The 15,104-nt window shown below is 61.2% G+C and carries 14 protein-coding genes; 4 read left to right on the forward strand and 10 right to left on the reverse strand.

Annotated elements, in window-relative coordinates:
- From FEZ60_RS29555 to FEZ60_RS29565, 3 genes are all read right to left on the reverse strand, one after another.
- Window positions 1-823: ABC transporter permease (locus tag FEZ60_RS29555; protein ID WP_172937358.1), on the reverse strand; the 823-nt coding region annotated here is incomplete at its 3' end.
- A 111-nt stretch (window positions 824-934) separates the two neighbouring features.
- A complete protein-coding gene (locus FEZ60_RS29560) occupies window positions 935-2,551 on the reverse strand; it encodes an ABC transporter substrate-binding protein (protein WP_045066168.1) in 1,617 nt (538 codons plus the stop codon).
- 192 nt (window positions 2,552-2,743) lie between these two features.
- Window positions 2,744-4,339 (reverse strand): Na+/H+ antiporter, encoded by a 1,596-nt coding sequence (locus FEZ60_RS29565; RefSeq protein WP_045066167.1) that lies wholly within the window; start codon window positions 4,337-4,339, stop codon window positions 2,744-2,746.
- Between the two features lie 46 nt (window positions 4,340-4,385).
- Here FEZ60_RS29565 and FEZ60_RS29570 point away from each other — a divergent pair, with 46 nt between their 5' ends.
- Window positions 4,386-4,706, forward strand: coding sequence for a UBP-type zinc finger domain-containing protein (locus FEZ60_RS29570; protein ID WP_033235431.1), 321 nt, complete (start codon window positions 4,386-4,388; stop codon window positions 4,704-4,706).
- A gap of 99 nt (window positions 4,707-4,805) precedes the next feature.
- Here FEZ60_RS29570 and FEZ60_RS29575 read toward each other — a convergent pair whose 3' ends face one another.
- Both FEZ60_RS29575 and FEZ60_RS29580 read right to left on the reverse strand, forming a co-directional pair.
- Complete coding sequence (locus tag FEZ60_RS29575; protein WP_033235349.1) at window positions 4,806-6,428, reverse strand: ABC transporter substrate-binding protein; 1,623 nt, start codon at window positions 6,426-6,428, stop codon at window positions 4,806-4,808.
- Window positions 6,429-6,602: 174 nt separating this feature from the next.
- Complete coding sequence (locus tag FEZ60_RS29580) at window positions 6,603-8,228, reverse strand: ABC transporter substrate-binding protein (RefSeq protein WP_045066166.1); 1,626 nt, start codon at window positions 8,226-8,228, stop codon at window positions 6,603-6,605.
- Window positions 8,229-8,360: 132 nt separating this feature from the next.
- Here FEZ60_RS29580 and FEZ60_RS29585 point away from each other — a divergent pair, with 132 nt between their 5' ends.
- Window positions 8,361-9,266, forward strand: a complete 906-nt coding sequence (locus FEZ60_RS29585) for an SDR family NAD(P)-dependent oxidoreductase (RefSeq protein ID WP_045066165.1) — start codon at window positions 8,361-8,363, stop codon at window positions 9,264-9,266.
- Window positions 9,267-9,288: 22 nt separating this feature from the next.
- Here the strand turns inward: FEZ60_RS29585 and FEZ60_RS29590 are convergent, their stop codons facing one another.
- Window positions 9,289-9,993 carry a hypothetical protein gene (locus FEZ60_RS29590; RefSeq protein ID WP_045066162.1) on the reverse strand — a complete coding sequence of 235 codons (705 nt, stop codon included), beginning with the start codon at window positions 9,991-9,993 and terminating at the stop codon, window positions 9,289-9,291.
- Window positions 9,994-10,100: 107 nt separating this feature from the next.
- Window positions 10,101-10,775 (reverse strand): hypothetical protein, encoded by a 675-nt coding sequence (locus tag FEZ60_RS29595; protein ID WP_239654667.1) that lies wholly within the window; start codon window positions 10,773-10,775, stop codon window positions 10,101-10,103.
- Between FEZ60_RS29595 and FEZ60_RS29600 the strand changes: the two genes are divergently transcribed.
- The gene (locus FEZ60_RS29600) at window positions 10,768-11,034 is read left to right on the forward strand and encodes a hypothetical protein (RefSeq protein ID WP_239654666.1); all 267 of its coding nucleotides are present in this window, start codon (window positions 10,768-10,770) and stop codon (window positions 11,032-11,034) included. The genes FEZ60_RS29595 and FEZ60_RS29600 overlap by 8 nt on opposite strands.
- Here FEZ60_RS29600 and FEZ60_RS29605 read toward each other — a convergent pair whose 3' ends face one another.
- From FEZ60_RS29605 to FEZ60_RS29615, 3 genes are all read right to left on the reverse strand, one after another.
- The gene (locus tag FEZ60_RS29605) at window positions 11,035-11,931 is read right to left on the reverse strand and encodes a cutinase family protein (protein ID WP_172937730.1); all 897 of its coding nucleotides are present in this window, start codon (window positions 11,929-11,931) and stop codon (window positions 11,035-11,037) included.
- A 66-nt stretch (window positions 11,932-11,997) separates the two neighbouring features.
- Window positions 11,998-13,050, reverse strand: a complete 1,053-nt coding sequence (locus FEZ60_RS29610; RefSeq protein ID WP_092805362.1) for a 2,3-butanediol dehydrogenase — start codon at window positions 13,048-13,050, stop codon at window positions 11,998-12,000.
- The gene (locus FEZ60_RS29615; RefSeq protein WP_033235345.1) at window positions 13,047-14,213 is read right to left on the reverse strand and encodes an LLM class flavin-dependent oxidoreductase; all 1,167 of its coding nucleotides are present in this window, start codon (window positions 14,211-14,213) and stop codon (window positions 13,047-13,049) included. The genes FEZ60_RS29610 and FEZ60_RS29615 overlap by 4 nt, the downstream gene beginning before the upstream one ends.
- Before the next feature lie 87 nt (window positions 14,214-14,300).
- On the opposite strand from FEZ60_RS29615, the gene FEZ60_RS29620 reads away from it, so the two are divergent.
- Entirely contained in the window at window positions 14,301-15,065 is a 765-nt protein-coding gene (locus FEZ60_RS29620; protein WP_172937731.1) for a LuxR C-terminal-related transcriptional regulator, read from the forward strand.
- Window positions 15,066-15,104 lie beyond the last annotated feature (39 nt).

Below are 15,104 nucleotides of genomic sequence, written 5' to 3' on the forward strand. Positions count from 1 at the left end.
CCCGAACGATGAGTGTGCCCATGCCGGGCAGCGAGAACAGTGTCTCGACGATGACGGTGCTGCCGATCATGCCGCCGAGTGCCAGACCCATCATGGTGATGAGCGAGAACGACGACGGCCGCAGCGCGTCACTGAACAGGACGCGCAGCGTGGGCATGCCCTTGGCCTTCGAAGCGAGGATGTAATCCTCACGCAAGGTGGTCACGAGGTCGCTGCGCAGAACGCGGGTGAACATCGCCATCTCGAGAAGACTGATGGTGATTGCGGGAAGTATTGCGTGCGAAAGGTTTCCGGAGATGCTGTCACCGATTCGCACCCACTGCGAGCGCGGGAACCAACCCAACCAGTTCACCGTCACCATGATGAGGAGCAAACCGGCCAGGAAGCTCGGAATCGAGAGAACACCGAACGTTGCGGCGCTGATGACGCGGTCGATGACGCCACCCTCGTGATGTGCCGACCACAGTGCGAGCGGAACGGCGACAACAAGAGCGATGACAAGGCCCATCACTGCAAGCTGAACGCTGACCGGGAGAGCCGAGCCGATTGCGGAGAGAACTTCCTGCTGCGGCGGGACCAGCGAGGTACCGAGATCACCGGTAAGGGCGCTCGTCAACCAGTCCCAATAACGAACCAGGAGTGGATCGTTGAGTCCGAGCTGCTGGCGCATTTCCTCGTATTCGGCGGGGGTACGACCCTCACCCAATACCGCGACCGCCGGGTCACCGGGGATCAACGACGCCAGCACGAAGGTTCCGAAACTGACGATGAGGAGCACAATGACGAGCTGGCCCAACTTCTTACCGATTGCGCCGATGTTCATAGATTTCGTCTCCTTCGGGCAGCCAACTCGCAATTCACAGCAATTCCTCGTATCTCATTCGTCTCGGTTAACGTGTCCGGCCCCGCGAGGGCCGGACACGTGTAGGTCGAGTCAGGACTTCCAAACGCTGTCGAACAGCATGATTCCGTCGATGCTCTGCTTCAGGCCGTGAACGTTCGTGTTCCACACGTCCAGCGTCGGGACGTTGCCCCAGACGATCCACGGCACCGTCTCGGTGGCGCGTTCCTGAATCTTTGCGAGAACAGCCTTCTTGTCCTCGTCGTTGGTGGCAACACCGAGCTGATCGAGAAGGACGTCCATCTCGGCGTCGGCGTAGTTGGTGACGTTGTTACGGCCACCGGACTTGATGCCCGTGTACAGACGCTCGAACGGGTCTGCCTCGGACAGTGAACCGGCTGCGGTGCTCATGTCGTAGTCACGGTCGACGTACATCCGCTTGACCAGATCGCCTGCGCCGGTGACGTACTCGATCTGCGTGTCGAAACCGACTGCGTTGAGCATTGCCTGCACGCCGAGCGCAGTCGACTGTGCGGACGGCTCCTGGATGGAGAGGAAGGTGACCTTGCCGTCGAAGCCGTCTGCCTTGGCCTGATCGAGCAGTTCCTTGGCCTTGGCCGGATCCACACCGGTCGGAGCGACGTCGTTGTGCCAGCGGGAGGTGTCCTGGAAGATCACCTGTCCGGGAAGGCCCTTGCCGTTGTTGACGCGGGTGTTGAGGGTTTCGGGGTCGATCGCCATTGCCATTGCCTGGCGCACACGAAGATCCGAACCGGGGCGACCTTCGGCCATGTTGACGTTCGCGATGTAGCCGAGCGACGGGATGTCGATGAAGCCAGGGTTGCCGTTCTCGATCAGATCGAGGATCGGGGTGAGCGTACGCATGTACGCCGCGTCGATGCCACCGGTCTTGAGAGCCTCGGCAGTGGGCTGAGCTCCGACGATGCTGATGAGCTTGAGCTTGTCGACCTTCGGTGCGCCGCCGAAGTAATCGGGACGGGCAGCGAGCAACAGCTCCTCGTTGGGAGCAAAACGCTCGAGTGTGAATGCGCCGGCGCCGATCGGCGTGAACTGATCACCCTGCTGCGCAGCCGGAGCGACGATCATGCCGGGACCAGTAGAGAGCATCGATTCGATACCCGTCCACGGGTCGACGAGGTTGAAGACAACCGTCGACGCGTCCGGGGTGTCCATCGAGGCAACCTTGGCTGCCCACAGGCTCGACTGCGCTGCCTTGTTGTTGACGTAGCGGTTGATGCTGTCGACAACTGCCTTGGAATCGAGAGATGTTCCGTCACTGAACTTGACGCCGTCACGAAGCTTCAGCGTCCACGTCTTGCTGTCCGAGCTCGGCTCGAGGGACTGCGCCAACTGCGGAACGAACGTCTTCTCGATGGGGTCGTAGCGCATCAGCACGTCGTAGATCGCGCTGAGCTCACTGCCACCTGTTGCGCCGGCAACCTGGATCTTCGCCGGATCGAGCGATGTCACTGCGGAATAACCGCTGAACGTCAGCGTGCCACCCGTGGTCGGGGTGCCGGGATCAGCCTGTTCGTTGACCAATCCGATCTTGAGCGCGGAACCCGACTCGACAGATTCACCGCCGCCGCTCGACCCGTTGTCGGCGCACGACGCCAGGAACATACTTGCGGTGATCGCCAGCGTGACCGCAGCTAATCTGCGATGCCCGCGGCGGGAACTACGACTCATTCTGATGCCTCCAAGGCAGGAAAAACTGTGACTTCTTGTTGAACAAGAAACAGTGTGTGATGCGACGCACAGAATGGTTCGAACGAGTCCCGCTCAGTGGAATTGGTTAAGTTGCGGTCCTCAACGGTTATCTAAATCGCCCTGGCCTGCGCATTCCGCCAAACCAAAGAGACCTATCGGTCTAGTCCCGATCTAGTCCCGATCCAAGGTCGCTTCCTCCAGATCCAGCTCACGTAGCACCTTCCGTAGGACCTCGTCATCGATGCGGCCGCCATCGCGTTCGGCAATGAACACAGTCCGCTCGGCGTCGATCATCTCGAGACGCAGAGCCCGGAATGCCGCCGACGGGCTCTCCCCCAGATCGTCGTCGCTACGCCCAAGCCGCTCCCACGCCGAATTGGCTCGGTGCGTGTTCCAGGTCCGCAGGATGTCCGCCGCTCGATCCCGCACCGCGGGCACACCTCCGTCCTGCTCGGCAACCAACTCGTCCAGCCGCGCTGCTGCTGCCCGCGCCGCCTTGTCCTGCGCGGCCGCCTCCGCTCTCGCGTCGGACTGCGCTTCCTCCCCCTGAACACCGAGCGTGCGGATAACCCACGGCAACGAAAGACCGTGCAGGAGCAATGTTCCGACCACGACGACAAATGTCAGGAACAAGATCAGCGAACGCCCGGGGAACTCCTCACCACTGTTCACTGTCAAGGGAATGGCAAATGCTGCTGCCAGCGACACGACTCCGCGCATCCCTGCCCACGACACGACAAATACCGACCGCACCGACACGTCCGGTTCCCGCGCGCGGATCCGCGGCGACAACCACCGCGGCAGGTACGTGGCCGGAAAGACCCACGCGATCCGCACAACCACAACGGTCGCGAGCACCGCGATGGACGCCCACACCACCATCGAGGTGCTGTACCCCTGCAATCCGCTCACAACACTGGGCAATTGGAGCCCGATCAACAGGAACACAAACGACTCGAGGATGAGGTCGACGGCCTTCCACACGGCCGTATCCTGCAGGCGTGTCGCATAACTGGCCCGAGTGGAACGCTGACCCAGGAAAAGGCCGGCCACCACTACGGCAATGACGCCCGACGCATGGATCTCTTCCGCAGCCAGGTAGGTGAAGAACGGCACCACCAAGCCGATTGCACTCTCCATCACCGGATCGCGAAGTTTGCCACGCACTTTGGAGATCACGAACCCCACCGCAAGCCCGATCGCCGTTCCGCCGACAGCGGCGATCACAAACGTCTCGAACCCGCTCGCCAATGTGGCACCCGTGCCAACGGCCGCCGCCAAGGCAACCTTGTAGGCCGTCAGGGCGGTGGCGTCGTTGAGCAGGCTCTCACCGCCCAGGAGTGTCATGATCCGACGCGGCAGTCCGAGCCTACGTCCGATTGCGCTCGCCGACACCGCATCCGGCGGCGCCACAATCGCACCGAGAACCAACGCCGCGGCAATCGAGAACTCCGGCACGATCAGATACGCGACCAAGCCGACCGCTGCGGTCGTCGCGAGGGGCAGACCCACCGCGAGCAACCCGATGGGACGCAGATTCGATCGCAATGCCAGATATGAACTGTCCAACGCCGCCGAGTACAGCAACGGTGGTAACACCACGAACAGAACAAGATCCGGATCGAGCTCGAGATCCGGTACGCCGGGTACCTGACACGCGATCAACCCGAAGACCACCAGTATCAACGGCGACGACAAACCGAATCGACGCGCAACCGCTGCGACCAGCAAAGCCGCTACTACAACCCCCAGTAATATGCCGTTCACTCTGGCAGCATGCAGGATCGGCGGCCACCGTGCACTATGGATGGTGATGAAAAAAATCCTGAAGCGCGTCGCCGCCCGCACACCGGCACCCGAACCGGTGGCAAGCGGTTGCGAAGAATTGGCTGAAACGCCCGAAACCGACCCGGCCGCTTTAACTCCCGGCGTCTGTCAAGAATGCGCCAAGCTGGGCGAGGACAACTGGTCACACTTGCGAATCTGCCTCACCTGCGGCCACGTCGGATGTTGCGACTCCAGCCCGCACCAACACGCCACCAATCACTATCGCGAGACCGGACACCCCGTGATGCGGTCCCACGAACCTGGCGAGTCCTGGCGCTGGTGCTATGTCCACGATCTGATGGACTAGATACCGCGAAATACCTGGACACCCCGAAATACACCGAAGCCGGAGATGCAGTGCGCATCTCCGGCTTCAGCTTTGCCGTACTCAGTTATTCACGTTCCGTCAGTTGGTCTTCCACGCCTCGTCGAAGAACATGATTCCGTCGATGCTCTGCTGGACACCGTGAACGTTCTTGGCCCACACGCCAAGCCACGGCGTGTTGCCGAGGATCTGCCACGGCACAACCTCAGTGGCGCGTGCCTGGATCTTGGCCAGGACCTCTTTCTTCGCGTCATCGGACGTCGCGACACCCAACTCGTCGAGCAGCGTGTCCATCTGAGCGTCGGAGAAGCTTGTTGCGTTGTTACGTCCACCGGTCTTGAGGTTCGAGTACAGACGCTCGAACGGATCGGCTTCCGGAAGGTTGGCGGAGCCGGTCGACATGTCGAAGTCGCGGTCGACGTACAAACGCTTGACGACGTCGGCAACCGAGTTGACGTACTCGATCTGGAAGTCGAAACCAACGGCATTTGCCATCGACTGCAGCGCGAGAGCCATCGCCTGAGCCGAATTCTCCTGCATTGTCAGGTACGTGATCTTGCCGTCGTAACCGTCAGCCTTGGCCTCGTCGAGAAGCTGCTTGGCCTTGGCCGGGTCGACACCGATCGGAGCCTCGTCGTTGTGCCAGCGCGAGCTGTCCTGGAAGATGACCTGCCCCGGTAGGCCCTTACCTTCGTTGAGTCGGTTGTCGAGTGCAACGGGATCCGTTGCCAGAGCCAGTGCCTGACGCACGCGCACGTCGGCGCCCGGGCGACCCGGAGCCGTGTTGAGCAGTGACAGGTACGACAGCGACGGGATGTCGACGTAGCCCGGGTAGCCGGAGTCGATGAGGTCGAGCACGTTCGGCAGTGATCGCATGTACGCGGCATCTGCGCCGCCACTCTTGAGCGACTCGCTCGTGGCCTGCGAACCGACGATGCTGATCATGCGCAACTTGTCCACGTTCGGGGCACCCGCGAAGTAATCCTCACGAGCGTCGAGAATCAGCTCCTCGTTGGGAGCGAACTTCTCGAGTGTGAACGCACCCGCGCCGATCGGCGTGAACTGATCACCCTGCTGCGCGCTGGGCGCAACGATCATTCCGGGGCCGGTGGCGAGCAGCGACTCGATACCCGTCCACGGGTCGACGAGATTGAAGACAACCGTCGACGCGTCCGGCGTGTCGACCGACGCGACCTTCGACGCGTACAGGCTGGACTGCGGTCCCTTGTTGGTGACGTATCGAGCCAGGCTCGACGACACTGCCGCAGAGTCGACCTGCGTGCCGTCACTGAACTTCACACCATCGCGCAGCTTGAGCGTCCAGGTCTTGAAATCCGAACTCGGCGACATCGAGTTGGCGAGCTTCGGAACGAACTTCTGCGACGTGGGATCGTAACGAAGCAGGGTGTCGTAGATCGCCCCGAGCTCCGAGCCGGCCACCGAGCCGGCAATCTGTGTCTTCGAGGGATCGAGACTTGTCACCGCGGAGTATCCACTGAATGTCAGCGTTCCCCCCTTGACCGGATCGCCCTCGTTCGTCGATGCGTTGACGGGACCGATCGTCAGAGCTGAGCCGGACTCGGGTGCGTCGCCGCTGCCGCCGTCCGCTCCACTGTCGGCACACGAAGCCAAGAACAAACCGGCGGAAACAGCCAGTGCGACTGCTGCGACCTTTCGACTGCCGCGCCTAGAACTGCGACTCATTTACGAACCTCCAGATCGGACCTTCAACTGTGATGTGATGCGAAGCTGTCACAGTTTGTGACCTAAGGCACAAGTATTAATTCTCAGTCCCACTCAGTGGAAAGTACGAGGCCAATGGCCTGTGCGCCTTTCTGGCAGTGGGGGCTACCAGAAAGGCGCACGGGGGCGTAGCCCCTACTTCTTCCACACCTCGTCGAAGAGCAGAATCCCGTCGATACTCGGCTGAAGTCCGTGCACATTCTGGTTCCACACGTCCAAAGCCGGTCCGGTGCCCCACACCTGCCACGGCAGGGTTTCGTTGGCGCGTTCCTGAATCTTCACGAGGACGGCCTTCTTGTCGTCGTCGCTGATTGCAACACCCAACTCGTCGAGCAACTGATCCATTTCGGCGTCCGAGTAACCCGTGGTGTTGTTACGCCCACCGGTCTTGAGACCCGTGTAGAGACGTTCGGAGGGGTCCGCCTCGGTGAGGTTGAGAGCAGCGGTCGCCATGTCGTAGTCGCGATCGGCGTACATCCGCTTGACCAGGTCACCGACGTTGTTGACGTTCTCGATCTGGACGTCGAACCCGACGGCGTTGAGCATGGCCTGCACAGCGAGTGCCGTGGCCTGCGCCGACGGCTCCTGCATGGTGAGGTAGCTGATCTTGCCGTTGTAACCGTCCGCCTTCGCCTGATCGAGCAGTTCCTTGGCCTTGGCCGGATCCACACCGATCGGAGCGACATCGTTGTGCCAGCGAGACGTGTCCTGGAAGATCACCTGACCCGGAAGGCCCTTGCCGTCATTGGCCCGGACATCAAGGGTGGCCGGATCGACGGCGTATGCCATCGCTTGGCGCACACGCAGATCCGCTCCGGGTCGACCAGCGGCCATGTTGACGTTTGCGATGTAGCCGAGCGAGGGAATGTCGATGAATCCCGGGTAGTCGGACTCCACCAGATCGAGGATCGGCCCCAACGTTCGTATGTACGCGGCGTCGATCCCACCGGACTTCAACGCCTCGGAGGTGGGCTGTGCACCGAGAATGCTGACCATCTTGAGCTTGTCGACATTCGGCGCGCCGCCGTAGTAATCGGGACGAGCAGCGAGCAGCATTTCCTCGTTGGGAGCAAACTTCTCGAGCGTGAACGCACCGGCGCCGATCGGCGTGAACTGATCACCCTGCTGCGCAGCCGGAGCGACGATCATTCCGGGGCCGGTGGAGAGCATCGGCTCGATTCCCGTCCAGGGATCAACCAGGTTGAAGACGACCGTCGTTGCATCCGGCGTGTCCATCGAGGCGACCTTGGCAATCCACAACCCCGACTGCGGTCCCTTGTTGGTCATGTACCGGTTGATACTCGCCGTGACGGCCTGCGCATCGAAAGGTGTTCCGTCGCTGAACGTCACACCGTCGCGCAGCTTCAACGTCCACGTTGTGCTTTCTGCATTGGGCTCGAGCGACTCCGCCAGCTGCGGTTCAAACGTCTGCTCGATGGGGTCGTATCGCATCAGCACGTCGTAGATTGCACTGAGCTCGCTGCCACCGGTGGAGCCGCTCACTTGAGCCTTGGCCGGATCGAGCGTCGTCACCGGCGAGTAGCCGCTGAACGTGAGAGTACCGCCCTTGGTGGGCGATCCGGGATCGGCCTGCTCGTTGACCATTCCGATCTTCAACGACGACCCGGAATCAGCCGACTCGCCTCCGCCCCCGCCCTCGTTGTCGTCATTTCCAGCACATGATGCAAGGAACAAACTTGCGGTGATCGCCAGTGCGGCAGCTGCCGCGCGGCGACTACCTGATCGGGAATTGCGGCTCATCGAAACCTCCAGGTCGGTCGTACAACTGCGGTGTGAAGCGAAGTTCTCACAGTTTGTGACCTGAGACACAGTGTTTCGCAAAATAGCCTAAGCTGCGCAAAACGACGGGGGAAACACATGAGACTGAACCGCATGGGACTACTGAAGGACATCGGGAGCTGGCGACGCGGAGCAAAGCTGCAGCGACGCCTACGCGACCTCACCGGAACACTCGTGGTTGTCACCGGAGCCGGCAGTGGCATCGGCCGCGAGACCGCGCTCGCTTTTGCCGCCGAGGGCGCAATCGTCGTTGTGTGCGACGTCAACCTCGAAAGTGCCCAGGACACAGCCGCACTCGTCAACTCACCCGCAAGTGCCGGCGGAGCCGAAGCCGTCTTCGGTGGAGGCGCACACGCGTATCACGTGGACGTTTCCGACGAGCACGCCATGACTCGATTCGCGGAAACCGTAGCCGCACATCACGGAGTTCCCGACATCGTCGTCAACAATGCCGGTATCGGTTTTTCGGGAACCTTCGCAGACACCACTGTGGCCCAGTTCGAGCGAGTCATGAACATCAACTTCTGGGGAGTTGTGTACGGCTGCCGCGCCTTCTCACCGATGATGATCAAACGCGGCTCCGGCGGACACATCGTCAACCTCTCGTCCGCCGCGGCATACACACCCCAAAAAGCGTTGACCGCTTACTCGACCAGCAAAGCCGCAGTGTTCATGCTTTCCGATTGCCTGCGCGCAGAACTACTTCCGCACGGAATCGGCGTCAGCACCATCTGCCCGGGGATTGTCGACACCAACATCGTCAAGACCACCGAGTTTGCCGGAACCACTGCAGCGGAACAACTTCGAAACCAAACGAAGGCGGACAACTTCTACCGTCGACGAAACTTCACGCCCGACCGGGTGGCAAGCGCAATCGTCAAGGCAGTGCGAACCAACAAGGCAATTGTGCCCGTCACCCCCGAAGCGAAACTCGGGTACCGACTCAGCCGGTTCTACCCGAGTTCCATGCGCGTCGGAGCCCGCATCAATGCTCTATGAGGCGGGCTCTATGAGGCGGCTGTTAGCTCCCGAATGAAAGACTTCCCGTAAATCCTTGTCGGACGTCGTCTTTCGATCGGGGAAGCACTTCATACGTGTCCGCGTACTGCCCACTGAAGCCGGTCACGGTGATCGGTCGGCCAACCAGAATGGACGCCGGGTCGAGACCCGCCTGCGTGTTCACGAAGATGACAGTGTTTCCTCCCGCTCCCGACACCAAGATCTTGTGTCCGTACGGCAGATCGTCGATGACCGGCGCGCTGACGATGCCGGACACCGTGACAAGCCGTCCCTCACTGCTCTCGCCGATTACACTGAGCGGCAACCGCTCCGGCCGTACCGCCGGGGCGGAACCAAGACGCGTGACCACGCTCGGACGAATGACAAGCAGGCCCTCCTGATCCGCGAGAACACCACTGACCTCGACCTGGTCACCAACAGTCACAACCGAGTTGTCAGGATCACTGACATAAATGCCCGAATTGCCGCTCTGGAGACCAAATCCCTTGTCATAGAAGCTGGATTCGAAATCCCCGGATGACGTAGTCGCAATTCCCGACACCGTAACCTCGGCGCCGATTGGCAGCGAGCGAACGAGCTCGATCGAATTGACCGCTACCACCGATGGCACCGGAGGCAAAGGTTCGGCAACTGCAGGTGCGCCAGCGAATATTGCTACTCCCACAGCACCTGCAGCCGCCCAAGTCAGAACTCGAACATGATTCATCGATGAATCTCCCCCGTATGTAGTGAACAGCAGACAATGACTTCCGCTGACAATACTGAGCTACGGGCAAATATGAGGCAACCGAAGCCGAAGCGCGGCAAGAACGGTCAGGAACCCGAGCTACCGCTCGACCCGAGTGAGCCTGTTCCACCACCGAGGTCGTCGAGCGGATCAGATCCGTCGATACCGCCCGGGAACAGGTATGCCGTGGACACCGTATTGAGCGACGTACCCGAAGTTGCCGGCGCCTTGGCGCGCCAATTGACGATCGGATTCAACACTCCGAACGGGCCACAACCACTGGCAGACGGAATAGCGAAATCGGTTGTCGCACTCTTGACGGGGCTAACCTTCAACGCCCCCGACGGCGCTACTTCGAAAGCCGGACTGGATTCAGCCGTAGGCGTGAGGTGGAAGTTCACCGGCGCCGTTTCGGATCCCAGGTAGCAGTTGTTGCCGAGGAAAGCGTTGTTGATCTTCATCCGAACCGGGAGGCTGATATCCATGTTGGTGATCAGATCGTTGAAGACGGGCACGCCCACCGCCTGCACTTCAGCCGTGACGCCCGCCAAACCGAATAGATTGTTGAACGGAAGATCGATACCGAGCACACCACCCGGCACGGTCATCGGCTTGGCGTAAACACCGAAATGACCGTCATCGCGTGGCAGAAGAACAGTACTCACACCCTCGCCCGCCCCAGCTTCTGCCGCGATGATCATGTCACCGTCACCAATGGGCAGGTTGAACCCGTTGTTGTTGAAGGTCCCGCTGTTGACCACAACGGACACACAGGATTCGGCGGTCGCCGGACAAACAGCCGCGCCGGGAATCGACGCGGCCATCCCCCCGAGCGGCATGGATTCCGCCGAGATCCTCTATGCCGACGGAACCTGCAACGCCATCGCCCAGGGCATGCCGCGATCCGAGGTGCTCGCAGAGTTCAAGGCAGTTGGCGACGTGTATGCCCAGGTCACTCCGATGCCGTCACAGCGAATCGCCGAAATCTATGTGGAGACAGCAGAAAACACGTATTGCTGATCAGGCTTTACCGGCCAGCCAATTGTGCAGCCACGATGTAGCGGTGGTGCCCGAACCGTCGACTACGTAACGGGTGTAGTCGGTATGAACCTGTGACCCGTAGAAATCGACCAACTGATCGACACGCCGATCGTTGGCGCCGGGATCAAGTTGCGCCATGAGAGCGGGAAGCCCACCAGCAGTGATCAAGTCACGAACGATCACAGCCGCCTCGTCGCGCAACGAGAGAGCCGTTGCCGGAGTGGGATCGGAGACTTGCGCCATGAATCCGGCCAGACGCATCACAAAATCGTCTTCGGGCGTCGAGCAGTACAGATCGCCCGCAGCACACAGAGTGACGGTATCGGCTGACAGCCAACCGAATCCGCCGATCCGAGCACCACTGGCGCCGTTACCGCCAACCCACGGACCGATCAACACATCGGACTCGGCGCGACGCGGATCGGACAGCAGACCGACTCCCGCAACACGATTGGGCGGAACGACGCCGATGCCTGTCCCGATTTCGGCTGCGAGGTCGCCGGCCGCGTCGGCGCCCTGGCTGTACCCGACTATCGCGAATCGAGTGTCGCCGCACGACACCGCCATCGCCCCGATCATGCCGCGCGCATTATCGACCGCCTGCCTTTTCGACCTGGCGTAGACATTCGATTCCCACGGGAAGGCGGTAGCCGAGTACGTGACGTAGTCGGTTCGCACCGACGACGGGAGGCCACTGGTGACCGGCGCGAGCATGCCTGCACCGGGCGAAACGCCTGAGGGCTCCCACGTTCCCGGAATCGCCACGACATACAGTTCGGGGCAGGGCGCTGCGGACGCCGTCGGTGCGCCGACGGCCTGCACTACACCAGCGGCCGCAACAACCGACAACATCGCAACAAAGCGCTTTGCACCCATCAAACACCCCGCATCCGATCGGGCAGACCCCTGTAGTCACCGCAGATATTTGAGCAGCATACTTGGTCAGAGCCCTCCTGTGGCGACCTCAACCAGTACTTTCATCCGGCGACCAGCGGACGCCGCCTCAACTCCTTCGACGACGATGTCCGCAAGGGGGACACATTCCACCCAGTGGTCGAGTGGATAAGCGCCCGACGCCATCCGGTCGATGACGCTCTCGAATTCCTTACGCGAACACGAGAGAGACGACATCACTCGTGCCTCGGTCAACATCAGCGCATACGGGTTGAACTGGAGCGGTTCCTTGTACGTCGCTACCAGGACGACTGCGCCGCGCGCTCGCACCGATGCCAGTGCACTCTCGACTGTCGCTGCGACACCGGCACATTCGAACACCGCGTCGGCGCCGTTCCCGTCCGTTCGCTGGGCGACGGCCGCAGCCAGATCATCGATGCCGGGATCGATCACGTCGAACCCCATCTTCGTGGCCACGGCTTGGCGTACCGGCGACGGCTCACTCAGCAGAATCCGGTCCACTCCACCGGCCCGGAGGTTGAGGGCAGTCGCGATACCGATGGGCCCCGCTCCCAGGACGAGCGCAAACTGACCTGCCGCCGCGCCGGAGAGCTCTACCGCATGCAGTGCGACGGATAGCGGTTCGATCACCGCGCCCTGCCTGAGAGTCACGGAGTCCGGAAGAACATGCACGGCACTTGCCGGAACTGCGGTGCGCTCCGACAATCCTCCGCCATGCGCGTTGATCCCATGGAAGGCCGTCATTACACACAGATGCTCGAGACCGCTACGGCATCGCGCGCATTGACCACAGCAATAGTTGGGCGCCACCACTACTCGGTCTCCGACAGCCACGTCCACGACACCGGCACCGATCTCACAGATGATTCCGGAGAATTCGTGGCCGAGGACCTGCGGTCCACACGCGCCAGTCAAGGGATGCGGCTGATCGGAAATCCCGTAAGCGTGAATCAAGCCGAGGTCGCTGCCGCAGATGCCGTTGAACGCCACCTCGACCATCACGTAGCCCTCGCGAAGCTCCGGTTCCGGAATATCCTCGACGCGAAGGTCGTCGACGCCATACAGGACAGCCGCCCTCATGCCTTTGCCGCCAATTCGTCTTCGTACTTCTTTGTCATGTGCGCAATCGCGGCATGTTGTGCCTCGTTGTGACTTTCGCGTACCTTGCCCGCCCTGGTCGCCGCGTCGAATGTGGGCTGCGACTGTCCCTGGAAGTGCGGCGCCACTTGCTGCGCGATCAACTCGAACGAGCGCCGAGTTGCGGCGGGGTTCGCCCAGTCGGTACCCATGATCAGCATCGATCCGAACCCACCTGACTGCTCGACGAGTTTGCCGACCAGTTCCCGCGCCTGAGCCGGAGTTCCGATAACGCCCATGCCGGAGTGGTTCATGTACGCGATCATCTGTTCCATGTCGGCGCCGCCGGAGCCGAAGTGCGGGAACGCCGCGACCTTGCCGAAGTAGTCGATCCACTCTCCGAGCCCGAACCGCACATCTTCCTGCGCTTGCTCTTCCGTCTCCGCAATGTGCATGGGGCACACCAGTCGCCACTGGTCACGATCGACGACGGTACCGAACTCGGTGGCACGTTCCTCCATGATCCCGAAGTGATGACCGAGCGCGTCGAAGCCTTCCGGCGTGAGGGTCGCACCGATCGAGAGCAACCCCAGACCGTGCTTACCGGCCAACCGGGGTCCGGTCGGCGAGGCCACTCCGGCGACCACGATGTCGAACATCGGGTGCGAGTACGGACGAAGCTGCAGTTGCGCGTCGACCAGATTGTGCGTCTTGGTCTTAGCGGTGACGCGCTCACCGTTCAACAGTCGTACCACGATGTCGAGGTTGTCCTCGAGCAGTTCGCGGCACTCCGTGGGATCGAGTCCGATCATCGACGAGTCGGTCGGCAGTGAACCTGGACCGACACCGAGCATTACGCGGCCACGAGTGAGGTGATCGAGAAGCACCAACCGGTCCGCGACCCAAAGTGGGTTGTGGTAACTGAGCGACGTCACACCGGTGCCGAGCTTGATCCGTTTGGTGCGTTCTGCCGCTGCGGCGATGAAGATCTCGGGGCTGCCGATGATCTCACTGCCCGCGCTGTGGTGCTCACCGATCCACACCTCGTCGAAATCGAGACGATCGAGGTGCTCCACCAGCTCCAGGTCACGTTGCAACGCGAGCGTCGGGTTCTGTCCAACCGCATGATGCGGTGCAACGAAAGCACCGAAACGTAGCCTGCCCATGGAAATACTCCTCAATATCGATTGAACCAGTCGATACGACGCTAGAATTAGTTCTAGCTCAGCACCAGTGCACTTTGGGGGACATCAGTGAGTGACATCGCGTTGACCACTGCCGAATACGAGCGAGTTTTCGCAGTCCTCGATCGCTGCGATTCGGTGCGAACGGTGACGGAGTTCCGGGACGTCATAGTCGAGGCGATACCCGCAGCATTCCCCATCCGGCACACATCCTGTTTCGTAGGCGACACCTTCGAGAGCCAGTTCACCGACCGGAACGCCACGGTCACAGCTGCCGGCTCCGGCTCAGACAGCTGGGAGACGATCAAGGCGAATTACCAAGAACATTGGGCACGCCACGACGTATTCAATCTCCCGCAAGCACGGCAGCAGCTCCAATCGACAAGAGTCGCGTCACTTTCCGAGTTGGGCGGGCTACCCAAGCCTGCGGCGGTTTACGTTCACGAATATCTTCATCCGCACCAGATGCATTCGATCACTGCGATGCACCTCGATCTCGCGGCGGGCGGGCATGCACTGATCGGGCTGTTCGATCCCGACAAAGATGCGATAAGGCCGAAAGATCTTCTGGCTCTTCGACTCTTGGCCCGGCAGCTCTCGATACTCACTCGCGGCCTCCAGACCCTGCCAGGACTCGACTTGTTTGCAAAGCTCACGGCACGCCAACGAGAGGTAGCGACATTGGTCGCCGACGGCCGCAGTAATGCCTCGATCGCCGGGCAACTGAATCTCACCCAGGACACCGTCAAGAAGTACGTCAGCCGAATCCTTGCTGCGACCGGATGCGCGTCCCGCACCGAGCTGGCGATCGATGTTCGACGCCAATCTTTCTGATCAGTCGCCACTCGGATAAACCGGCTTCACGAAAAACCG

This window comes from Rhodococcus sp. MS16 (genome assembly GCF_013277795.1).
Classification (GTDB): Bacteria; Actinomycetota; Actinomycetes; order Mycobacteriales; family Mycobacteriaceae; genus Rhodococcus_F; species Rhodococcus_F globerula.